This is a genomic window from Micromonospora sp. LOL_021, from assembly GCF_048060215.1.
In the GTDB taxonomy this organism is placed as follows: Bacteria; Actinomycetota; Actinomycetes; order Mycobacteriales; family Micromonosporaceae; genus Micromonospora_E.
This window is the reverse complement of record NZ_JBHMIN010000001.1, coordinates 43,551-64,099: the sequence shown is the minus strand read 5'-3', so window position 1 is coordinate 64,099 and position 20,549 is coordinate 43,551. Positions and strand designations below refer to the sequence as shown.

23 protein-coding genes are annotated in these 20,549 nt (G+C 71.3%); 5 read left to right on the top strand and 18 right to left on the bottom strand.

The window, feature by feature from the left end; genetic code table 11:
- Nucleotides 1-59: 59 nt before the first annotated feature.
- The 7 genes from ACFHWT_RS00300 to recO form a co-directional block, all read right to left on the bottom strand.
- Entirely contained in the window at nucleotides 60-758 is a 699-nt protein-coding gene (locus ACFHWT_RS00300; RefSeq protein WP_416592585.1) for a class I SAM-dependent methyltransferase, read from the bottom strand.
- Nucleotides 755-1,579, bottom strand: a complete 825-nt coding sequence (locus ACFHWT_RS00295) for an ABC transporter ATP-binding protein (protein ID WP_416592584.1) — start codon at nucleotides 1,577-1,579, stop codon at nucleotides 755-757. The genes ACFHWT_RS00300 and ACFHWT_RS00295 overlap by 4 nt, the downstream gene beginning before the upstream one ends.
- A complete protein-coding gene (locus ACFHWT_RS00290; protein WP_416592583.1) occupies nucleotides 1,576-2,532 on the bottom strand; it encodes an ABC transporter substrate-binding protein in 957 nt (318 codons plus the stop codon). The genes ACFHWT_RS00295 and ACFHWT_RS00290 overlap by 4 nt, the downstream gene beginning before the upstream one ends.
- Nucleotides 2,533-2,632: 100 nt before the next feature.
- The gene (locus ACFHWT_RS00285) at nucleotides 2,633-3,721 is read right to left on the bottom strand and encodes a FecCD family ABC transporter permease (protein WP_416592582.1); all 1,089 of its coding nucleotides are present in this window, start codon (nucleotides 3,719-3,721) and stop codon (nucleotides 2,633-2,635) included.
- Between the two features lie 109 nt (nucleotides 3,722-3,830).
- Nucleotides 3,831-4,121 (bottom strand): hypothetical protein, encoded by a 291-nt coding sequence (locus tag ACFHWT_RS00280; protein WP_416592581.1) that lies wholly within the window; start codon nucleotides 4,119-4,121, stop codon nucleotides 3,831-3,833.
- Between the two features lie 313 nt (nucleotides 4,122-4,434).
- Nucleotides 4,435-5,241: an isoprenyl transferase gene (locus ACFHWT_RS00275; RefSeq protein WP_278170656.1), complete on the bottom strand. Its 807-nt coding sequence runs from the start codon at nucleotides 5,239-5,241 to the stop codon at nucleotides 4,435-4,437.
- Nucleotides 5,242-5,243: 2 nt separating this feature from the next.
- Nucleotides 5,244-6,014, bottom strand: coding sequence for a DNA repair protein RecO (gene recO, locus ACFHWT_RS00270; protein ID WP_416592580.1), 771 nt, complete (start codon nucleotides 6,012-6,014; stop codon nucleotides 5,244-5,246).
- A gap of 129 nt (nucleotides 6,015-6,143) precedes the next feature.
- On the opposite strand from recO, the gene ACFHWT_RS00265 reads away from it, so the two are divergent.
- A complete protein-coding gene (locus ACFHWT_RS00265; RefSeq protein WP_416592579.1) occupies nucleotides 6,144-6,944 on the top strand; it encodes a DUF4097 family beta strand repeat-containing protein in 801 nt (266 codons plus the stop codon).
- Nucleotides 6,945-6,971: 27 nt separating this feature from the next.
- Here ACFHWT_RS00265 and era read toward each other — a convergent pair whose 3' ends face one another.
- The 9 genes from era to hrcA form a co-directional block, all read right to left on the bottom strand.
- Nucleotides 6,972-7,898 carry a GTPase Era gene (era, locus tag ACFHWT_RS00260; protein ID WP_416592578.1) on the bottom strand — a complete coding sequence of 309 codons (927 nt, stop codon included), beginning with the start codon at nucleotides 7,896-7,898 and terminating at the stop codon, nucleotides 6,972-6,974.
- On the bottom strand, nucleotides 7,895-8,275 hold the full coding sequence (locus tag ACFHWT_RS00255; RefSeq protein WP_416592577.1) for a cytidine deaminase: 381 nt from the start codon (nucleotides 8,273-8,275) through the stop codon (nucleotides 7,895-7,897). Before ACFHWT_RS00255 ends, era begins: the two co-directional genes overlap by 4 nt.
- A complete protein-coding gene (locus ACFHWT_RS00250) occupies nucleotides 8,268-9,674 on the bottom strand; it encodes a hemolysin family protein (protein WP_416592576.1) in 1,407 nt (468 codons plus the stop codon). Before ACFHWT_RS00250 ends, ACFHWT_RS00255 begins: the two co-directional genes overlap by 8 nt.
- The gene (ybeY, locus tag ACFHWT_RS00245) at nucleotides 9,671-10,138 is read right to left on the bottom strand and encodes an rRNA maturation RNase YbeY (protein WP_416592575.1); all 468 of its coding nucleotides are present in this window, start codon (nucleotides 10,136-10,138) and stop codon (nucleotides 9,671-9,673) included. Before ybeY ends, ACFHWT_RS00250 begins: the two co-directional genes overlap by 4 nt.
- A gap of 17 nt (nucleotides 10,139-10,155) precedes the next feature.
- Nucleotides 10,156-11,214: a PhoH family protein gene (locus ACFHWT_RS00240; RefSeq protein ID WP_278170666.1), complete on the bottom strand. Its 1,059-nt coding sequence runs from the start codon at nucleotides 11,212-11,214 to the stop codon at nucleotides 10,156-10,158.
- 128 nt (nucleotides 11,215-11,342) lie between these two features.
- The gene (locus tag ACFHWT_RS00235) at nucleotides 11,343-11,693 is read right to left on the bottom strand and encodes a histidine triad nucleotide-binding protein (RefSeq protein ID WP_416592574.1); all 351 of its coding nucleotides are present in this window, start codon (nucleotides 11,691-11,693) and stop codon (nucleotides 11,343-11,345) included.
- Nucleotides 11,694-11,763: 70 nt separating this feature from the next.
- Nucleotides 11,764-12,507 (bottom strand): 16S rRNA (uracil(1498)-N(3))-methyltransferase, encoded by a 744-nt coding sequence (locus ACFHWT_RS00230; protein ID WP_416592573.1) that lies wholly within the window; start codon nucleotides 12,505-12,507, stop codon nucleotides 11,764-11,766.
- Between the two features lie 48 nt (nucleotides 12,508-12,555).
- Complete coding sequence (dnaJ, locus tag ACFHWT_RS00225; RefSeq protein ID WP_416592873.1) at nucleotides 12,556-13,689, bottom strand: molecular chaperone DnaJ; 1,134 nt, start codon at nucleotides 13,687-13,689, stop codon at nucleotides 12,556-12,558.
- A 72-nt stretch (nucleotides 13,690-13,761) separates the two neighbouring features.
- Nucleotides 13,762-14,784: a heat-inducible transcriptional repressor HrcA gene (hrcA, locus tag ACFHWT_RS00220; RefSeq protein WP_416592572.1), complete on the bottom strand. Its 1,023-nt coding sequence runs from the start codon at nucleotides 14,782-14,784 to the stop codon at nucleotides 13,762-13,764.
- A gap of 379 nt (nucleotides 14,785-15,163) precedes the next feature.
- On the opposite strand from hrcA, the gene ACFHWT_RS00215 reads away from it, so the two are divergent.
- The gene (locus ACFHWT_RS00215; RefSeq protein WP_416592571.1) at nucleotides 15,164-15,733 is read left to right on the top strand and encodes a DUF4870 domain-containing protein; all 570 of its coding nucleotides are present in this window, start codon (nucleotides 15,164-15,166) and stop codon (nucleotides 15,731-15,733) included.
- A 71-nt stretch (nucleotides 15,734-15,804) separates the two neighbouring features.
- On the opposite strand, the gene hemW is transcribed toward ACFHWT_RS00215, so the two are convergent.
- Nucleotides 15,805-17,028, bottom strand: coding sequence for a radical SAM family heme chaperone HemW (gene hemW / locus ACFHWT_RS00210; RefSeq protein ID WP_416592570.1), 1,224 nt, complete (start codon nucleotides 17,026-17,028; stop codon nucleotides 15,805-15,807).
- A gap of 17 nt (nucleotides 17,029-17,045) precedes the next feature.
- Between hemW and ACFHWT_RS00205 the strand changes: the two genes are divergently transcribed.
- The 3 genes from ACFHWT_RS00205 to ACFHWT_RS00195 all read left to right on the top strand — a co-directional run bounded on the left by ACFHWT_RS00205 (nucleotide 17,046) and on the right by ACFHWT_RS00195 (nucleotide 20,049).
- Nucleotides 17,046-17,855, top strand: a complete 810-nt coding sequence (locus tag ACFHWT_RS00205; RefSeq protein ID WP_416592569.1) for an enoyl-CoA hydratase-related protein — start codon at nucleotides 17,046-17,048, stop codon at nucleotides 17,853-17,855.
- 142 nt (nucleotides 17,856-17,997) lie between these two features.
- The gene (locus ACFHWT_RS00200) at nucleotides 17,998-18,888 is read left to right on the top strand and encodes a hypothetical protein (RefSeq protein WP_416592568.1); all 891 of its coding nucleotides are present in this window, start codon (nucleotides 17,998-18,000) and stop codon (nucleotides 18,886-18,888) included.
- Between the two features lie 258 nt (nucleotides 18,889-19,146).
- Nucleotides 19,147-20,049 (top strand): phytanoyl-CoA dioxygenase family protein, encoded by a 903-nt coding sequence (locus ACFHWT_RS00195; protein ID WP_416592567.1) that lies wholly within the window; start codon nucleotides 19,147-19,149, stop codon nucleotides 20,047-20,049.
- Between the two features lie 134 nt (nucleotides 20,050-20,183).
- Here the strand turns inward: ACFHWT_RS00195 and ACFHWT_RS00190 are convergent, their stop codons facing one another.
- Entirely contained in the window at nucleotides 20,184-20,462 is a 279-nt protein-coding gene (locus ACFHWT_RS00190) for a GlsB/YeaQ/YmgE family stress response membrane protein (protein ID WP_416592566.1), read from the bottom strand.
- Nucleotides 20,463-20,549: the final 87 nt, after the last annotated feature.

Sequence of the window (20,549 nt, the reverse complement as noted above, 5' to 3'; positions counted from 1 at the left end):
ACAGGCCGGATGAGGGGACGGACTCCGCTGACCCCGTCCCCCACCGCGAGCCGCGACCGTCAGCGACGGCCGGTGACGATGTACTGCAGCTTGAGCTCGTGGTCGGGTGCCACGCCGAACCGTTGATCGAGTTCGTAGATCGAGGTCAGCGGTGCGGCCGTGACATCGCGCAGACCGGCTCCTTCCAGCACCGCCACGGTCTGGTCGATCGACTTCGCGGTGGCCAACGGCAGCGCCGACCGCACCGCACTGTCGTAGTGGTCGGCGAAGTTCTCCGAGGCGTTGTCCAGCCCGTCCGGGAACCAGGTGCTGTCAACCACGGCGACGGTGCCGCCCGGGCGCAGCAGGCGTACCCAGTTGGCCACGGCGACCTGCGGCTCCCGCAGCGTCCACATCAGGTAGCGGCTGGTCACCGCGTCGAAGCTGGCCGCCGGGAAATCCGGAGACACGGCGTCGCCGTACTCGATGACCGGGCCGCCGGGCATCGCGGCGGCGTGTCGCCGGGCCCGCTCCAACATTCCCTCGGACAGGTCGATGCCGGTCACTCGGTGGCCGAGGCCGGCCAGCACGATGGCCGCCTGTCCGGTGCCGGTGCCGACGTCGAGCACGTCCAGCGGGGCCGGCGGCAGTGCCGCCGCCCAGACCTGCGACCAGGCCTGCTGGTCGGCGGCGAACCGCTCAGGGCGCTGCACGTACGCGTCGTACCCGGGTGCCCGGCCGGTCCAGTACGCGTTGATCCGATCTTGTACGGCCGTCATGCCGCGGTCCTTTCCTGGGTGACCTCGTGTGGGCGGAACAGCAGGTGGATGGCTCCGTCGAGGTCCAGCCGCCGGATGCCGATCCCGTAGACCGGTTCGAGCACCGCCGGGTCGAGCACCTCGTCCGTGCTGCCGGCGGCCGCCACCTGGCCGTCGCCGAGCAGCACCAGGTCGTCGCAGTAGCGGGCGGCCAGGTTCAGGTCGTGCAGTACGACGATGGAGCAGGTGCCGAGATCCCGTACCAGTTGCAGGACCTCGTGCTGGTAGCGGATGTCCAGGTGGTTGGTCGGCTCGTCGAGCAGCAGATGGGTGGCCTGCTGGGCAAGAGCACGGGCGATCAGCACCCGTTGGCGTTCGCCGCCGGACAGCCCGGCGAACGCGCGGGCACCCAGGTGGGCGGCACCGACCCGGGCCAGGCACCGGGCCACGATCTCGTGGTCGGCCCGGCTGGTCCGCTGGAACGTCGACAGGTGCGGACCCCGGCCCAGCAGCACCAGCTCGGCTACGGTCAGCGCGGTGTCCGCGCCGCCGGCCTCCTGCACCACCACGGCCAGCCGGCGGGCGACCTCCCGCGACGGCAGACCGGCCAGCTCGTCGCCGTCCACCACGACCCGCCCGGCCTCACCGCTCCGACCAGGACCGCTACTGCGCCCGGCACCACCGCTGCGCAGGGCACCGTGGAGCAGCCGGAGCAGGGTGGTCTTGCCGCTGCCGTTCGGGCCGATCAGACCGAGGACCCGACCGGGCCGGGCGGTCACGCTGACCCCGTCGATCACCGGGTTGGCGCCGTAGCGCCACGAGACCTCGGTCGCGGTGATCACGACTCGGCCTGGAAGTGCTGCACGATCCGCTCAAGTCCGTCGATGGACAGCGGGGTCGGCGGCTCGGTGAAGTTGAACAGCTGGGTCAGCACGTCGCCGTTGCGTACGGCGGCCAGGTTCTCCGCCCCGGGCAGCCCGGTCAGGCCCTGTTCGACGGCGGCCGGGTCGCCGTCGCTGTACAGCAGGATCAGCACGTCGGGGTCGCGGCCGAGCAGTTCCTCCACGGTGACTTCGAAGACCCGTTCGGGTACGTCGTCGAAGACGTTGCGGAATCCGGCCACCTCCAGCTGTGGGTGCGCCATGCTGGCGGTGCCGTACGCGTAGGTGACGCCGCCGACGACGGTCGGATACAGCACCGCGGCCGTACGGCCGGTGCCCGCCCCGGCCTGGGCCTGCACCTGCGCCATCCGGTCTTCCAGCGCGGTGACCGCCGCAGCCGCCTCGTCGGCCCGGTCGAACACCTCGCCGTAGGTCCGCATCTGGGCGTAGATGTCGTCGAAGGTCGGCACCGTCGTGCTTCCCGGGCACATCGCCGGCTCCTCCAGCAGCGGGATGTCCACCGCCGACAGCGTGTCCCGGGACAGGTTGTCCACCTCGCCGAGCACCAGGTCCGGCTGTTGGCTGATCACCACTTCCTTGGAGATCTGCAGGTGACCGCTGGTGTCGGTCTTGTCGGTCAGCAGCGGGATCCGGTCCAGCTCGGCGAGGGTCGCCTCGTCGTAGTACTCCGCCGGGTACTGCCCGGCCCGGGCGGTGACCCGGTCCAGCACGCCGAGCGCGTGCAGGTACGGCACGGCCGCGCTCTTGAGCAGCACGACCCGCTCCGGCGCGGCGTCGAAGGTGACGTCGACGCCGCAGTTGGTGACGGTGACCGGGTAGCCGTCGGCCGCGTCCGGGGTGGGGTCGGCACCGGCTTCACCGCACCCGGCGGCGAGCAGGACCGTCGCGGACATTACTGCGAGGGCGTTGGTACGGCTTGTCCTCATGGTGCTCCTCGACTGTTCGGAAAGCTCGGGGGCCCAGTTGGACCCGGTGCTCGGGCAGGCCCGGTGGTCACCCGGACGTGGCGTGCAGGCGGCGGATCAGAACCAGCAGGAAAGGTGCGCCCAGCAGCGCGGTGATGATCCCGATCGGAATCTCCTGGGGAGCAAGCAGGACCCGGGCCAGCACGTCGGCCCAGACCAGCAGGATTGCGCCGAGCAGGGCGGCCACCGGCACCACCCGTACGTGTGGTGCGCCGACCAGCCGCCGGGCCAGGTGGGGCACGACGAGGCCGACGAAGCCGATGCTGCCGGCGGCAGAGACCAGCACCCCGACGCTCAGCGAGACGAGCACCAGCAGACGCAGCCGGAACCGGTCCGGTGACACTCCGAGGGTCTGCGCGGTCTCGTCGCCGATGGCGAGCACGTCCAGCCGCCGGCCGACGATCGTCAGGTACCCGGTCATCCCGACCAGCACGACGGCGGCCACCGCCAGCAGGGCGTCCCAGCGGGCCAGGCCCAGCGACCCGAGCAGCCAGAACATCACCGACCGGGCGCCCTCGGCCGACCCGGAGGCGAAGATCAGGAAACTGGTAGTGGCGTACAGCGCGTAGCCGACGGCGACGCCGGACAGCAGCAACCGGATCGAGGTGACCCGGCCGCCGCTGCGGGCGATCAGGAAGACCAGCAGCGACGCGGCGAGGGCGCCGAGAAAGGCGCTGGTCGACAGGGCGTACTGGCCGAAGCCGGCACCGGCCCCGAACAGGATCGCCGCCGCCGCGCCGCTGGACGCTCCGGAGTTGATGCCCAGCAGGTACGGGTCGGCGAGCACGTTGCGGACCATCGCCTGCAACGCCACTCCACACACCGCCAGCCCGGCGCCGACGAGCATGCCGAGCAGTACCCGGGGCAGCCGGACCTGCCAGACGATGGCCTGCTCCGGAAGGCTCCAGGTCGCCTCACCGGGCAGTCCGACGAGCTGGTGACCGATGATGGCGGCGACGGTCGTCGGGGCGATCCCGATGGCACCGGAGCCGACCGCCACCACGGCGGTGGCCACCAGCCCGACGGTCAGCGCGACCAGCCAGATCCCGGTCCGGCGGCGCTGTGCGGCGACGCCGAGCAGGTCGCTGCGGACTGCCGACAGGGTGGCCGCCGCCATCGCCCCACCCCCACACGCCGATCCCTTGCTCTTGCAAAGCTATGGCAAAAAGCTAGCAGCAAGATCAAGGGATCGGAAGGTGGTGAGTCACTGTTCACCTCGGCGTCGGTCAGCTACGCCGGAACTGGTAGTTGCGACCCTTGCCGGCGCGCTGACCGCGACCGGCGAGCCGGTCCGGGCGGGCGCCCCTGGTCTGCGGGCCGGAGCCCGGCGCGACGGCGCGGGCACGGCGCCGGACGTCGACGGGCGGCGCGACCTCGGGCAGGTCGATCTCGGACAGCCCGACCTCGGGCAGGTTGATCTCGGATAGAGCGGCCTCAGGCAGCGCGAGTTCACTCGGGGCGACGTCGGGCACGGTGAACCCGGGCGTCGTCGTGTCTTGTTCTGGTCGTTGCGCCATGTGAGAAGACCTCCTGGCTACGAACCGCCACGCGAACCTGCGGCGGTGACGGGTGAGATGCGGGAGGCGGGCGCCGCAGTCACCGACGACAGTCCACGATGACGGGACCAGCCAGCCGGAAACGCCGTGACGCCCGCAGTGCCGACCGGCGGCGGGAACCCGCGCGGCACGGATCGACGGCGACCGCCGAGCGGTCGCGACACTGCGAAAGGAGGGGCGTCAGTAGCGCATGTCCATCACGCTAACCGGTGCGCTCCCCCGGCGCACCCGGTTTTCCAGACAGCCCGGCGGCGGCGCCGGGTCGGTACGCAGCTCAGCCCTGCGGGGCGACCGGGTTGGGCAGGGCCCCGCCGAACCGGCGGTCCCGCTGCGCGTACAGCTCGCAGGCGTACCACAAATGACGCCGGTCGAAGTCCGGCCAGAGGGTGTCCAGGAAGACCAGCTCGGCGTAGGCCGACTGCCAGAGCATGAAGTTCGACGTCCGCTGCTCGCCCGACGGCCGCAGAAACAGATCAACCTCGGGCACTTCCGGGTGGTAGAGGTAGCGGGCCAGCATCTTCTCGTTGACCCGGGCCGGGTCGACCTTGCCGGCCGCGACGTCGCGGGCGATCGCCGCCGCCGCGTCGGCGATCTCCGCCTGGCCGCCGTAGTTGACGCAGAACTGCAGGGTGAGCGTACTGTTGTGGCGGGACATCTGCTCGGCGGTCTGCAGCTCGGAGATGACGCTCTTCCACAGCCGGCCGGCCCGGCCCGACCACACCACCCGTACCCCCAGGTCGACCAGCTGGTCGCGGCGGCGGCGGATGACGTCGCGGTTGAAGCCCATCAGGAAACGGACCTCGTCCGGCGAACGGCGCCAGTTCTCCGTCGAGAACGCGTACGCCGACAGGTACGGAATCCCCAGCTCGATCGCGCCTTCGACGGTGTCGAACAGCGAGAACTCGCCCTGCTCGTGCCCCTTGGTGCGGGGCAGGCCGCGGTCCTTGGCCCACCGGCCGTTGCCGTCCATGACGATCGCCACGTGATCGGGCAGCGCCTGCTTCGGCAGCGCCGGTGGCCGGGCACCGGACGGGTGCGGAGTGGGTGCCACCGGCGGGCGCAGGCCCCTGCCCTTGGTCATGATCAGTCTCCTGGGGAACGGTCGACCAGCGGCAGCGAGCGTAACCCGCGTTCCAGATGCCACTGCAGGTGCGCCGCCACCAGCCCACTGCACTCCCGCCGGGTGGCCGGCTCCGACGTGTCCGCCACCTGCCAGTCGCCGGTGGCCAGGGCGGCCATCAGGTCGATGGTGGCCGGGGCCGGATGGGCCGCGCCGGGTGGTCGGCAGTCCGGGCAGACACACCCCCCGGCCGGTACGGAGAACGCCCGATGCCGGCCCCGGGTGCCGCACACCGCGCAGTCGCGCAGCGCCGGCGCCCAGCCGGCGAGGGCCATCCCGCGCAGCAGGTACGCGTCGAGCACCAGGGTGCCGGCGTGTTCCCCGTCGGCGAGGGCCCGCAGCGCGCCGAGGGTGAGCTGGAACAGCCGCAGCGACGGCTCCCGCTCCACCGGGGTGAGCCGCTCGGCGGTTTCGACGATCGCGCTGGCCGCCGTGTAGCGCGGGTAGTCGGCCAGGAACCGTTTGCCGTACAGGTGCAGCCCTTCGACCTGGCTGACCGTGTGCAGTGAGCTGCCGGGCCCGTCCGGGTTTCCGGCGATCTGCAGGTCGACGTGGCCGAACGGCTCCAGCCGGGCGCCGAACCGGGAGGTGGTCCGACGTACCCCCCGGGCCACCGCCCGCAGCCGGCCGTGCCGGCGGGTCAGCAGGGTGATGATCCGGTCGGACTCACCCAGCTTCTGTACGCGCAGCACCACCGCGTCGTCGCGGTAGAGCTGGCGGCGGTATCCGGGCACCCGGTCATTGTCCCGTGCCGACCGGGCGTGCCGGCGGCCGGCCCTGATACGGACTCAGGGTCGCGATCCGGGACAGATCGGTGGGCGTGCCGGATGTGCCCCACCGGTGGCGCTCGTAGCGTCACCGGTATGACTCGCACCCGTACCACGAGCACCGCATTCGCCGCCGCGTCGACCGTCGCGCTGCTGGCCGTCGCCTCGGCTGCGTGCGCACCGCTTGCCTGGCACCAGCTGGACTTCAACGACACCGAGACGGTCCCGATCACCGCGGTACGGATCGTGGAATCCGGCGACGGCGACGTGCTGGTGCGGACCCGGCCCGGTGACACGGTCGAGATCGAACGGGTTGTCCGCTACCAGCGCTCCGAGCCGGGTCGGACCTACCGGATCGACGGTACGGTGCTCGAGCTGGACACGTCGTGCGGCTGGCGGTGCGACGTGTCGTACGACATCGTCGCGCCCCCGGGCGTCTCGGTCGAGGGTGAGAACGGCTCCGGCCAGCTGATGCTGTTCGACGTGTCGGACGTGTCGGTGCTGGTCGGATCGGGCAGTATCACCATCGACCGAGCTACCGGTCGGGTGGACGCGCGGACCGGTTCCGGCGGCATCACCGCGTACCGGCTGTCCGGTCCGGCGGAGTTGCACACCGGTTCCGGCTCCATCGATGGCCGCGGTCTCAGCGGCGATGGCGTGGTCGCGACCACCGGCTCCGGGAAGGTGGAACTCACCCTTGACGACCCGGGTCCGGTGCGCGCCGAGACATCGAGTGGGTCGGTGCACGTCACCGTGCCCGCGGGTAGCTACCGGATCCGTACCGAGACCGGATCCGGATCGGCCGACGTACGGGTGCCGGACGATCCGGACGGCGAGCATCTGATCGACGCACGGACCGGCAGCGGGAGCATCGTCATCGATCGCAACCGGCACTGATCAGGAGAACGTCCCGCGGATACCAGGTCAGAAGCCCAGCTTGCGCAGCTGCCGGGGGTCACGCTGCCAGTCCTTGGCCACCCGCACGTGCAGATCGAGGTAGACCCGGCTGCCGAGCAGCTCCTCGATCTCCTTGCGGGAGCGGGTGCCGACGTCGCGCAGCCGGCTGCCGCCGGCGCCGATGACGATCGCCTTCTGACTCGGCCGCTCGACGTAGATGTCGGCATATATCCGGATCAGCGAGTCCTCCGGGAGCATCTCCTCGACGACCACCGCGATCGAGTGCGGCAGCTCGTCCCGTACGCCCTCCAGCGCGGCCTCCCGGATCAGCTCGCCGATCAGCACCTGCTCCGGCTCGTCTGTGAGCATGTCGTCCGGGTAGAGCCGGGGGGATTCGGGCAGGTGGCCGGTCATCACCTCGACCAGGGTCTGCACCTGGTGGCCGGTGGCGGCGCTGACCGGCACCACGTCGGCGAAGTCACCCAGCTCACTGACCGCGAGCAGCTGTTCGGCGAGTCGGCCCCGGTCGACCAGGTCGGTCTTGGTGACCACCGCCACCACCGTCGCCTTGAGCTCGGCGATCTCGCCGGTGATGAACCGGTCGCCCCGGCCGATCGGCTCATCGGCCGGGATGCACAGCCCGATCACGTCGACCTCGCTCCAGGTCTGCCGGACCAGGTCGTTGAGGCGTTCGCCGAGCAGCGTCCGCGGCCGGTGCAGCCCCGGGGTGTCGACCAGGACCAGTTGCGACCGCGGCTGGTGCAGGACGCCCCGGATCACGTGCCGGGTGGTCTGCGGCTTGCTGGAGGTGATCGCGATCTTCTGCCCGACGATGGCGTTGGTCAGGGTCGACTTTCCGGCGTTCGGGCGGCCGACGAAACAGGCGAAGCCCGCCCGGAAGGTCTCTGGCGGAGCCGACCGGCGCGGGCTCGCTGGCGTAGCGTGCCGGCTCACTGGCGTACCGTGCCGAGCAGTTTGCCGTCCGGGGCCGCGACGTGGACCGGCGCGTCGGTGGCCAGGTCCCGCACCACCGCGTGGCCGGCACCGTCCAAGGTGGATGCCTCGGTTACCACGGCAGCGGCCTCCAGACGGGTGGCCCCGGACGCGACGGCCGACGCGACCGCCAACTGCAACGCGGTCAGCGTCAACGACGGCAACGCGACGTTCGCTCCGGCGTAGGTGCGCCCGTCCTGGTCCCGCACGGCGGCGCCCTCGGCCGCGCCGATCCGGGCCCGGGCGCTGCGGGCCAGCACGACCAGCTTGCTGTCCTCGGCGCTGATCTGCTGCTCCGGCTCCGACCCGGCCGGCGTGGCCGACGGCGACTCAGGCATCTGCGTGCTGCCTTTCCTCTGCTCTGGCATGACGGTGGTCTTTGCCGCCGGTGGTGTGCTCGGCCGACGGCTCGGCCGGCTGGTCGACGGTCCGGCTCACCAGGACGGTGTCCACCCGGTTGCGCCGGCCGGTGGTGCCCTCGGCGACCAGCCGGAGGCCGGCGACGGTGACCTCCGCACCGGGGATCGGCACCCGGCCGAGCAGGTGGGCCATCAACCCGCCGACCGTCTCGACCTCGTCGTCGGAGATCTCCACGTCGAACAGCTCGCCGAGATCCTCGACCGGCAGCCGGGCGGTCACCCGTACCCGATCGTCGTCGAGTCGTTCGACCGGTGGCCGCTCGACATCGTACTCGTCGGTGATCTCGCCGACGATCTCCTCCAGGATGTCCTCGATGGTGACCAGTCCCCCGGTGCCACCGTACTCGTCGACCACGATCACCAGGTGGGTACGGGCGGCCTGCATCTCGGAGAGCAGGTCGTCCACCGGCTTGGACTCCGGCACGAACGTCGCCGGACGCATCAGCTCGACCACCGGGACCTCGTCGCTGCCCGGCCCGACCGCGTGGGCCCGACGGACCACGTCCTTGAGGTAGATGATGCCCACCACGTCGTCGACGTTCCCGCCGATCACCGGGATCCGGGAGAAGCCGGACCGCAGGAACAGCGCCAGCGCCTGGCGCAGCGTCTTGTGCCGTTCGATCCACACCATCTCGGTCCGCGGCACCATCACCTCGCGGGCGATGGTGTCGCCGAGCGCGAACACCGAATGGATCATCTGGCGCTCGCCGTGCTCCACGACACCGCGCTGCTCGGCCAGGTCGACCAGCTCCCGCAGCTCGATCTGGGTGGCGAAGGGGCCTTCCCGGAAGCCCTTGCCCGGGGTCACCGCGTTGCCGATCAGGATCAGCAGCGAGGCCAGCGGGTTCAGGGCGCGGCCCAGGCCGCGCACCAGCGGCGCGGTCGCCCGTGCCACGACGAAGGCGTGCTGGCGGCCGATCGTGCGCGGGCCGACCCCGACCACCACGAAGCTGACCACGGTCATCGCCCCGGCGGTGACCAGCGCCGCCGTCCAGCCGGCACCGAAGGTGTCCACGGCGACCAGCGCGACCAGGGTGGTGGCGGTCAGCTCGCAGAGCAGCCGGAGCAGCAGTAGCAGATTGACGTGCCGGACCGCGTCCGCGGCGACGATCTGCAACGCCCGGGCGGAACGGCTGCCGTCACGGGCCAGCTCGGCGGCCCGGGCCGGGGAGACGACGACCAGCGCCGCCTCGGTCATCGCGATGATTCCGGCCAGCACCACCAGACCGGCGGCGATGACCAACAGTTGCAGGTCCGGCAGCCCGGTGACTGCCGCAGCGGCGGCCAGCGGGGTGCCGGTGGTATGGCCAGAGTTCACGTGGCCCGGGCTTCCTTCCAGCTGTAGAGCAGGCGAGCCTGCAACTCGAACATCTCACGTTCCTCGTCCGGCTCGGCATGGTCGTAGCCGAGCAGGTGCAGCACCCCGTGCACGGTGAGCAGGTGCAGCTCGTCGGCGGCGGCGTGCCCGGCGGTGGCGGCCTGCTTGCCGGCCACCTCCGGGCAGAGCACGATGTCGCCGAGCAGGCCCGGCTCGTCCGGGCTCGACTCGCCCGGACCGTGGTCGACGCTGCCCTCGTCCATCGGGAAGGCCAGCACGTCGGTCGGTCCGTCGCTGCCCATCCAGCGGTGGTTGAGCTCGGCCATGTAGTCCTGGTCGACCAGCAGCACCGACAGCTCCGCGAGCGGGTTGACGCCCATCTCGTCCAGCGCGTGACGGGCGACGGCGAGCACCGCGTCGGTGTCGACGTCGACCCCGGACTCGTTGGCGATCTCGATGGACACGTGTCTCTCCCGAAGCTCTATCGGCGCCGGTTCGCCCGGCCACCGTGGGCGGTCCGGCCCTGGACCGCGTGGACGCCCTGATTCTGCTGTGCCTCACGGTCGGCGTCCCACCGGGCGTACGCGTCGACGATGTCGCTGACCAGCCGGTGGCGCACCACGTCGGTGCTGGACAGCTGCGCGAAGTGCACGTCGTCCAGGCCGGTGAGGATGTCCCGCACGGTACGCAGCCCACTGGAGGTGCCACCGGGCAGGTCGACCTGGGTGATGTCGCCGGTGACCACGATCCGGGAACCGAAGCCGAGCCGGGTCAGGAACATCTTCATCTGTTCGGCCGTGGTGTTCTGCGCCTCGTCGAGAATGATGAAGGCGTCGTTGAGGGTCCGACCGCGCATGTAGGCCAGCGGCGCGACCTCGATGGTGCCGGCCGCCATCAGCTTCGGGATGGAGTCGGGGTCGAGCATGTCGTGCAGCGCGTCGTAGAGCGGACGCAGGTAGGGGTCGATCTTCTCGTAGAGCGTGCCGGGCAGGAAGCCGAGCCGCTCACCGGCCTCGACCGCCGGCCGGGTCAGGATGATCCGGTTGACCTGCTTGGCCTGCAGCGCCTGCACCGCCTTGGCCATCGCCAGGTAGGTCTTGCCGGTGCCAGCGGGGCCGATGCCGAAGACGATGGTGTGCGCGTCGATCGCGTCCACGTACCGCTTCTGGCCCAGCGTCTTGGGCCGGATGGTCCGCCCGCGCCGGGAGAGGATGTTGAGGGTGAGCACGTCGGCGGGGCGCTCGCTGCCGCCCTGCGCCAGCATGCCGACGGTACGCCGGACCGCATCGGTGGTCAGCGTCTCGCCCTTGGCGATGAGCTCGAGCAGTTCGCTGAACAGCCGCTCGGCCACCGCGTTGTCCGACGGCACACCGGTGATGGTGATCTCGTTGCCGCGTACGTGGACGTCGCTGGCGAGGGACTGCTCGACCAGCCGCAGGATCTCGTCGCCTGCGCCGAGCAGGTTGACCATGATCTGCGGGTCCGGGACGGTGATCCTGGTCTGCACCCGGGCCTGCCCGGGAGGTGGAGTGCCGGTCATGGGTCGGCCTGACGGCCTTTCGCACCTGCTTCCATTTCAGCGCCCCGACCCGGTCGGCCGTGGCGGGCGGACTTGCTGCCATCGTATCCGCTCAACGCCCGGCACAGCGGCTCCATTTCCGCCGGTTGTCAACGGGACAGCAGCGGACCGAGCGGCGCTCCACCGAGCACATGGGCGTGCACGTGGAACACCTCCTGACCGGCGTACCGGCCGGTGTTGAAGATCAACCGGAACCCGTCGGCGGCCAGCCCTTCGGCCTGCGCCACCGCGGCCGCCGTGGTCAACAGCTCGCCCGCGACGGCGGGGTCGGCCGAGGCGAGCGCGGCGACGTCGGGGTGGTGCTGCTTCGGTATCACCAGCACGTGGGTGGGTGCCTGCGGGTGGAGGTCCCGGAACGCGACCGTGTTGGCCCCGTCGTACAGCAGGGTGGTCGGCAGTTCCCCGGCGGCGATCCGGCAGAAGACACAGTTGTCGCTCACCCGACGGATGGTAGCGGTGACCGGGGTCCGGCCGGTCCACCGCCGCGCCACCAGCGCCTCAACCACGGCGTTACCAGCGCCCCAGCCGACCGGAGAGCAGGGCGAGTGCCGCGACACCGGCGGTCGACGTCCGCAGCACCGCCGGGCCGAGCCGCACCGGCCGGGCCCCGGCGTCGACGAAGGTGGCCAGCTCGGCGTCGTCGATCCCGCCTTCCGGCCCCACCACCAGCAGCACCGACCCGGTGGTCGGCAGGTCGGCGACGGCCAACCGCTGCTGCGCCGACTCGTGCAGGACGAAGCTGGCGGCCGATGCCGCGCACCGGGCGGCGACCGCGTCGGTCGGCTCGGCCGGCTGCTGGTCGGAGCCGCCGATCGTCGGTAGCCACGGTCGGCGGGCCTGTTTGGTGGCTTCCCGCGCGGTGCCGACCCATCGTTGCCGGGCACGGGCACCACGGTCGTCGCGCCAGCGGGTCACCGAGCGGGCGGCCGCCCACGGGACGATCTCGTCGACCCCGACCTCGGTCATCGCCTGCACCGCCAGCTCGCCCCGGTCGCCCTTGGCGAGGCCCTGCGCCACCACCAGCCGGGGGTCGGTGGCGCTGACGTACCCGGTGTCGAGGACCCGCAGGTCGAGCTGGTGCCGGCCGACGGCCTCGACCACCGCGTCGGCGACGCCGCCGCACCCGTCGGCGAGCCGTAACCGCTCGCCCGGACGAAGGCGGACCACCGTAGCGGCGTGGTGGCCCTCCGGCCCGTCGAGGGTGTGGGTCGGCCCGGTCGGCAGGCACTCGACGAGAAACAGTGGGGCGCTCACGTCGGATCGGTTCTCCGCTGCTGCTCGCTGGCCGGGGCGGGCGGCGGGTCAGCCGTGGCCGTTGAACGCGTCGCGCATCCGGGAGAAGAACCCGCCCTGCTTGGTCAGCTCGGCGACCTCCTCGCCCCGGGCCTTGGCGAACTCCCGCAGCGTCCGCTCCTGCTCGGCGTCGAGCTTGGTCGGGGTACGCACGTCGAGGTGCACGTAGAGGTCACCGCGGCCGGTGCCGCGCAGATGTGGCACGCCGCGCCCGCGCAGCCGCAGGGTGGCACCCGGCTGGGTGCCCGGCTTGACGTCCACCGGCTCGTCGCTGTCCAGGGTCCGGATGGTCAGCCGGGTGCCGAGCGCCGCGGCGGTCATCGGCACGGTGACCCGGCAGTGCAGGTCGTCGCCCTTGCGGGAGTAGACGTCGTGCGGCCGCTCGTGGATCTCGACGTACAGGTCACCGGCGGTGCCCCCGCCCGGCCCGACCTCGCCCTGCTGGGCCAGCCGGATCCGCATCCCGTCCTCCACCCCGGCGGGGATCTTGACGGTCAGCGAACGCCGGGTCCGCACCCGGCCGTCGCCGGAACAGGTGGTGCAGGGGTGCGGAATGACGGTGCCGTAGCCCTGGCAGGCGACGCAGGGCCGGGACGAGACCACCTGGCCGAGGAAGGTCCGTTGCACCGACTGGACCTCGCCGCGCCCGCCGCACGCCTCGCAGGTCGCCAGGTGGGTGCCGGACGCGGTGCCCGCGCCGGAGCATGTGGTGCAGATCACCGCGGTGTCGACGGTGATCGGCGCCTCGACGCCGAACGCGGTGTCGGTCAGATCGAGCTCCAGCCGCAGGATCGCGTCGGCGCCGGGGCGGGTCCGCGACCGGGGCCCACGGGAGCCGGCCGCCGCCCCGAAGAAGGCGTCCATGATGTCCTGGAAGCCGACGAAGGGCCCGGCCCCGCCGGGGCCGCCGCCGGGCGCGCCGCCGGGCGCCAACGGATCGCCACCGAGATCGACGATCTGCCGCTTCTGGTCGTCGGAGAGCACCTCGTACGCGGCGTTGATGTCCTTGAACTTGTCAGCCGCCACCGGATCCGGATTGATGTCCGGATGGTACTGCCGGGCCAACTTGCGGTAGGCCCGCTTGATGTCGTCAGCGGAGGCGTCCCGGCTCACGCCGAGAATCCCGTAGTAGTCCTTGGCCACTGCGTCTGGTGTCCTCATGTGTCAGTCTCGCATGTGCAGTTCGCCGGGTCGTTTTTTTAACCTGCCCGCCGGTCAGTTCTGCGCCAGCAGATCGCCGACGTAGCGTGCCACGGCGCGAACCGTGGCGATGGTGCCGGGGTAGTCCATCCGGGTGGGCCCCAGCACGCCGAGGCCACCGACGATGACGGTGCCCGGACCGTAACCGGTGCTGACCACGGATGCGGCCCGCAGGTTGTCGATCTCGTTCTCGTCGCCGATGCGGACCCGCAGGGTGCTCGGCTCCACCTCACCGATCAGCTTGAGCAGGACGACCTCCTCCTCCAGTGCCTCCAGTATCGGGCGCAGGGAGCCCTGGAAGTCGAGTAGTCCCCCTCTGGTCAGATTAGCGGTCCCGGCCAGCGCGATGCGTTCCTCGTGCCGCTCGACCAGCGTCTCCAGCAGGACCGTCGAAAGCGTGGTCATCGCCGGTCGCAGGTCCGATGGCGCCTCGTCCACCAACGCCTGGACCAACGGCGGGGTGTCGGAGAGCCGACAGCCGTCGAGCTTCTCGTTGGCCAGCCGACGCAGGTCGGTCACGTCGTCGGCGCTGATCGGGGCCGGCAGCTCCACCAGGCGCTGCTCGACCCGGCCGGTGTCGACGATCAGGACCAGCATCAGCCGGGTGGTGGAAATCGGCACCAGTTCCAGGTGCCGTACCGACGACCGGGACAGGCTCGGGTACTGCACCACCGCGACCTGGCGGGTGAGCTGGGCGAGCAACCGGACGGTGCGGTGCACGACGTCGTCGAGGTCGACGGCGCCGGCGAGGAAGCGTTCGATCGCCCGGCGCTCCGCGGGGCTGAGTGGCTTCACCCGGGACAACCGGTCGACGAACAACCGGTAGCCACGGTCGGTCGGGACCCGCCCGGCGCTGGTGTGCGGCTGCCGGATGTAGCCCTCCTCCTCCAGCACCGCCATGTCATTCCGGACGGTCGCCGGTGACACCCCGAGCTGGTGCCGCTCGACCAGCGACTTGCTACCGACCGGCTCCTGGGTGGCGACGTAGTCCTCGACGATCGCCCGGAGCACGTCGAGTTTGCGGTCGTCGAGACCCATCTGCACCTCCTCCGCTGGCACCGGTCGGACCGGTCCGAGGCTACGGCCCCGGCCGTCGCGGCGGCCGGTGGGTGGCCGGACCGACGCCGGACGCCCTGCTGGCACTCGCCGGTTGTGAGTGCCAGCATACGTCGATCGGGCCGGACCGGCGATGATCAGTTCACCGGGCGGGGGCGCACCGGGCGATATGTCACCAAGCGCACGCACCCGGGTCGGATCGGTCGGCCGGCAGGGCTCCGCCAGCCGGGCGGCGGGCCCCAGAAGCCGGCCGGCCAACCCCGCGCAAGCCGACCGACCAGCGGAGACGGCCTGCCCGGACGGGAAAATCGCCGGCGGGGCTAACTGGCGCGGCTTGATCCGTCCCCCTACCGTGTCGGGCATGACTGAACCACCTCGCCCACCAGGGGAGAACGGTCCCGGCGGCATGCCGCAGGACCCCAACTCCCCGCCGCCACCTCCAGCGTCCTACTCGATGCCGGGCGAGGCCTCCTCTCCCGGATACCCCCCGCCGCCGGGCGGCGCGAGCCCGCCTCCCGGCGGATATCCCCCGCCCGGCGGTTTCCCGCCCGGCGGTCCGGCGTACGGAGGCCAACCCCCGTCCGGCTACGCCACCAACGACGACAAGACCTGGGCGCTGATCGCCCACTTCGGTGGCGCCCTGGGCGCGTTCATCAGCTTCGGACCGCTCGGCTTCGTCGGCCCGCTGATCGCCTACCTGGTCAAAGGTCAGCAGTCACCGGCCGTACGGGCGCACGCGCTGGCCGCGCTCAACTTCCAGATCCTCTGGTCGGCCATCGCCTTCGTGCTGCTCTTCGTCAGCTGGTGCCTGCTGTTCATCCCCAGCCTGGTGGTGTTCGCGATCCAGATCATCTTCGGGATCATCGCGGGCGTGAAGGCCAACGAGGGGACGCTGTACAAGTACCCGATGTCCGCCAATTTCATCAAGTGACACCGCTCGCCCCCGGATCCGTACCGGCTCCGGGGGCGTCACCGGTGGCGACGGTTGAACGGCGGCGGACTTCACGGCAGCAGGTCCCGGACGACCGCGTCGGCCAGCAGCCGGCCGCGCAGGGTCAGCACCGCCTGCCCGGCGGCGAGCGCGCCGGGGTCGAGCAGCCCGTCGTCGCCGGCCCGTCGGGCCGCGAGCCGGCCGGCCGGGGCCAGTCGCGCCAGCGGCAGCCCACTGGCCAGACGCAGCGCCAGCATCACCTCTTCGACCTGCTGCTCGGCGCCGGTGAGCAGTTCCCGGCCGTGGCCGGGCGATCGTCCGGCGGCCAGCCGCTCGGCGTACGACCGGGGATGCCGCACGTTCCACCAGCGGACCCCGCCGACGTGGCTGTGCGCCCCCGGCCCGAGCCCCCACCAGTCGCCGCCGGTCCAGTACAACAGGTTGTGCCGGCACCGGCCGGCGTCCGACCGGGCCCAGTTCGACACCTCGTACCAGTCGAATCCGGCGCCGCTCAGCGCCGATTCGGCGGCGAGGTAGCGGTCGGCGGCGACGTCGTCGTCGGGATACGGCAGTTCGCCGCGCCGCATCCGGGCCGCCAACCGGGTGCCGTCCTCGACGATCAGCGCGTACGCGCTGACGTGGTCCACCCCGGCCGCCACCACCGCCGCCAGCGACTCGTCGAAGTCCGCCGCGCTCTCCCCCGGCGTACCGTAGATCAGATCGAGATTGACGTGCTCGAACCCGGCCTCCCGGGCCTCCCGGGCGGCGGTGACCGCGCGGCCCGGCGCGTGCCGGCGGTCCAGCACGGCGAGCACCGCCGCTGCGGTCGACTGCATGCCGAGCGACACCCTGGTGTAGCCGGCGGCCCGCAGCGCCCGCAGCGACGCCGGGGTCACCGACTCCGGATTGGCCTCGGTGGTGACCTCCGCGTCGACGGCCAGCCCCCAGGTGGCGTCGATCGCGTCGAGCAGCCGGGCCAACGCGTCGGCGGGCAGCAGGCTCGGCGTGCCGCCGCCGACGAAGACCGTGTCCACCTGCCCTGGCGGGCGGTCGGCCAGGACCTTCGCGGCCAGTTCCAGCTCGGCCAGCACGGCGTCCAGGTACTCGCCGACCGGCGCGCTGCCACCGAGTTCGGCCGGCGTGTACGTGTTGAAGTCGCAGTAGCCGCAGCGGGTGGCGCAGAACGGCACGTGCAGATAGACCCCGAAGCCGCGCTGGCCGCTACGGGCGAGCGCGGACGACGGCAGCGCCCCGTCGGCGGGCACCGGCGTACCGGCGGGTGGTGCTCCTGGCATGCGACTAGTGTGCCGGCATGGATGAGCCCCGACCCACCAGGTCCGCGCAGCCACTGATCCGTACGGCCACCGCCGCCGGGATCACCACCTTGACCCTGGACAGCCCGGGCAACCGCAACGCGCTGTCCACCCCGCTGATGACCGAACTGCTCGCCGGCCTGGCCGAGGCGGTCGCCGACCCGCAGGTCCGGGTGGTGGTGCTGAGCCACACCGGGCCGGTCTTCAGCTCCGGCGCCGACCTGAAGGAGACCGCCGAGGCGTACGCGACCCGGCAGGTGCCGGTCGGGATGCTCGGCGACGTACTGGCGGCGCTCTGGGAGTGCCCCAAGCCGGTGGTGGCCCGGGTCGCCGGCCCGGCCCGGGCCGGCGGCCTGGGGTTGATCGCCGCGGCCGACATCGCGATCTGCGACGCGGCGGCCACCTTCGCCTTCACCGAGGTACGGCTCGGAGTGGTCCCGGCGGTGATCTCCGCCACCGTGCTGCGCCGGCTGCAGCCGCGGGCAGCGGCGCAGCTGTACCTCACCGGTGAGCTGTTCGACGGTGCCCGGGCGGCGCAGATCGGTCTGGTCAGCGCCGCCGTACCGGCTGGGGAACTGGACGCCGCGGTGGCGGCGAGCTGCACCGCGCTGGTCCGGGGCGCCCCGGGCGCCCTGGCCGGCACCAAGCAGCTGCTCCGGCGCACCCCGGCGGCGGACATCCGGACCGAGACAGCCGAGCTGCGCGAGCTCTCCACCGGATACTTCCTCTCCGACGAGGGCCGCGAGGGCGTACGGGCGTTCCGCGACAAACGCGACCCGAGCTGGCTGCCGGGCGGTGACCACGGATAGTGGCCCCGAAACGGGGTATCTCCGGCGTACGGGGTCGAGGCGTACGGTGTAAGGGCCGGGTACGGCAAGCGCGCGGGACGCTCTCCCGCTGGACGACACAACCGTCCCTGGTGTACCAAAGGTCCCAGCAACACGCGTGGGGGTGACGGTGCGGGCTAGGACGGTGCTGGTGCTGGTCGCCGTGCTGGCGGCGATCGCCCTGTTGGGCGGAGTCGGCCTGGGCCGGTGGATCGGCGATATCGCGTTGCCCGGGGGCTGGCGGGGCTGCACCGTCGAGCTGCCCGAGTCCATGCCGGGGGCCGGCGACGGCCAACTGCGTCGGGTGTCGCTCGATCCGGAGCAGATGGCGAACGCCGCCACGATCGCGGCGATCGGGGTGCAGCGTGGGCTGCCGCCCCGTGCCGTGGTGGTGGCGCTGGCGACCGGGTTCCAGGAGTCCAAGCTGCGCAACCTGACCGGCGGTGACCGGGACTCGGTCGGTTTGTTCCAGCAGCGCCCCAGCCAGGGCTGGGGCACGGTCGAGCAGATCCGCGACACCAGGTACGCGACGAACGCGTTCTACGCCGGCCTGGAACGAATCCGGGGCTGGCAGGACATGCGGGTCACCGACGCCGCGCAGGCCGTCCAGCGATCGGCCTTCCCCGAGGCGTACGAGAAGTGGACCGACGAGTCGCAGGTACTCACCGCCGCGCTGCTCGGCGAGGCCACCGGCGCGGTCGCCTGCACGGTGACCCAGGATCCGGTGATGCGGGGCGCCGAGGCGACGGCGGCGCTCACCGACGGTCTGCGGCTGGACTGGGGCGGCCTGGAGTCGCTGCTGCCGGTATCCACCACGCCGTCACTGAGCGTTCCGGTGGAGAACGCGCAGGCCGGGTGGCGATATGCGCACTGGCTCGTTTCCCATGCCACTGATCATGGCGTCAAAAGGGTCACGTTCGGCGATCAGGAATGGACTGCGGAAGGCGGCAGTTGGTCGTCGATTTCCGGCAGTGACATCGAGACCGGGCGGGTGATGGCGGAGGTCTTCGCCTGACGTCGGAAGCTGGTCACCTGGTTGCACATCTTAACCGACAGTTAGCGCAACATACGGCAAATTATGCAATACGGACATTTCGCATGGCCGACCTGTACCGAAAGTGCGCGCCTCGACACCTCACGTGCAATCAGCTGTGGCCGACCACACGGCCCGCAATTTGCTGACAATCGGCCCGGGCAGGCCGGCCGAGAGGCGGGCTAGGATCGGCATCCGCCAGGCCCGAAAAGGGCGCACCACCGACAGGACGGGAAAGCTGTGTTCGATTACGGCGGGCGGACCGGTTACGAAGCGATTAGCGACATCGACCGCAAGGAGTTCCACGAGCAGGGCTTCCTCCTGCTGCGCAACGTGCTGACCGAGGACCACCGGGCGGCGCTCGAGGCCGCGGTCGACCGGGTGTACGCCGAGGAGAAGGCCGCCGGCAAGACCACCGCCGACGGCACCCTGCACCTGCTGGGCTTCCTGGACCGCGACGAACTCTTCGGCGACCTGCTCACCCATCCGATCGCGTTCCCGTACATGTGGGGGCTGGCCGGTTGGAACATCTACACCCACCACAACCACCTCGACGTCACCCCACCGGCGCTGGAGCCGGAGAAGCCGTACTGGGGGTGGCACCAGGACGGCTACCGGCAGAACTCCGACCCGGAGACGATGGACCCGAACCTGCCCCGGCCGATGTTCTCGCTGAAGGTGGCCTACGTCCTGTCCGACCTGTCGCAGACCGGCCGCGGCGCCACCAAGGTGATCCCCGGCAGCCACCTGCGCAACTCGCTGCCCCGCCCGGCCGACCTCACCGTGCAGAACCCGGATCCCGAAGGCACGGTCGAGATCACCGCGAACCCGGGCGACGCGTTCATCTTCGACCGCCGGCAATGGCACTCCCGGTCGACAAACCTGTCGACGATCACCCGCAAGATGCTGTTCATCGGGTACACGTACCGCTGGATCCGCCCGTTGGACGAGCTGCATGTCGACAAGGACAGCCAGTGGTGGACGAACCGGACGCCGGTGCAGCGTCAGCTGCTCGGCGAGGGCACCCACACCGCCAACTACTGGGGCATCAACTGGGACGGCTACATCGACGACGAGATCCCACTGCGTAAGGAACTCAAGGAGCGTGGGCTGCTCGACCGCAGCATCCCCTGGCTGCGCTGACCTGCGGCAACCGGGTCCGTCGTCGGCGTCCACCCAGCTTGTGCCGGGGATGGGCGCCGACGACGGACCCGGTGCCGTCAGCTGTCGATCGGTCAGTCCGTCGGCCCGACCGCTCGGTCAGTCGACCCGGCCGCTCAGTACCGGCTCATGCCACGGCGGCCACCGACCCCGACGACCAGCGCCACACCGACTGCGGCCAGGATCACCTGCACGAAGAACTCCCGCCAGTCGAAGCCGGCGGTGCTGGCGAAGCCGCCGGCACGGGCGATGACGGTGCCCAGCAGCGCGGCGCCGACGCCGATCAGCATGGTCAACCAGATCGGGATGTTCTGCTTGCCCGGCACGACCAGACGGCCGAGCGCACCGATGATGAGGCCGACGATGAGAGCGGTGATGATGCCCATGACGGTCATTGTTCATCCTCCTTGTCGGAGATGTCGCGTTGTCCTTGGTGACCGCTAAGTTCCCGGCCATCGCGACAACCAAACCGGTTCATCTCC

What these genes read in the sequence shown, in the direction of transcription:
- ACFHWT_RS00265 (WP_416592579.1), top strand. Translation starts at nt 6,144, where the DNA reads ATGACTCGCACCCGTACCACGAGCACCGCATTCGCCGCCGCGTCGACC.
- ACFHWT_RS00215 (WP_416592571.1), top strand. Translation starts at nt 15,164, where the DNA reads ATGACTGAACCACCTCGCCCACCAGGGGAGAACGGTCCCGGCGGCATG.
- ACFHWT_RS00275 (WP_278170656.1), bottom strand. Translation starts at nt 5,241, where the DNA reads ATGACCAAGGGCAGGGGCCTGCGCCCGCCGGTGGCACCCACTCCGCAC.
- hrcA (WP_416592572.1), bottom strand. Translation starts at nt 14,784, where the DNA reads ATGGGTCTCGACGACCGCAAACTCGACGTGCTCCGGGCGATCGTCGAG.
- ACFHWT_RS00290 (WP_416592583.1), bottom strand. Translation starts at nt 2,532, where the DNA reads ATGTCCGCGACGGTCCTGCTCGCCGCCGGGTGCGGTGAAGCCGGTGCC.
- ACFHWT_RS00300 (WP_416592585.1), bottom strand. Translation starts at nt 758, where the DNA reads ATGACGGCCGTACAAGATCGGATCAACGCGTACTGGACCGGCCGGGCA.
- hemW (WP_416592570.1), bottom strand. Translation starts at nt 17,028, where the DNA reads ATGCCAGGAGCACCACCCGCCGGTACGCCGGTGCCCGCCGACGGGGCG.
- ACFHWT_RS00190 (WP_416592566.1), bottom strand. Translation starts at nt 20,462, where the DNA reads ATGACCGTCATGGGCATCATCACCGCTCTCATCGTCGGCCTCATCATC.
- ACFHWT_RS00280 (WP_416592581.1), bottom strand. Translation starts at nt 4,121, where the DNA reads ATGGCGCAACGACCAGAACAAGACACGACGACGCCCGGGTTCACCGTG.
- ACFHWT_RS00285 (WP_416592582.1), bottom strand. Translation starts at nt 3,721, where the DNA reads ATGGCGGCGGCCACCCTGTCGGCAGTCCGCAGCGACCTGCTCGGCGTC.
- ACFHWT_RS00240 (WP_278170666.1), bottom strand. Translation starts at nt 11,214, where the DNA reads ATGACCGGCACTCCACCTCCCGGGCAGGCCCGGGTGCAGACCAGGATC.
- ACFHWT_RS00255 (WP_416592577.1), bottom strand. Translation starts at nt 8,275, where the DNA reads ATGCCTGAGTCGCCGTCGGCCACGCCGGCCGGGTCGGAGCCGGAGCAG.
- ACFHWT_RS00205 (WP_416592569.1), top strand. Translation starts at nt 17,046, where the DNA reads ATGGATGAGCCCCGACCCACCAGGTCCGCGCAGCCACTGATCCGTACG.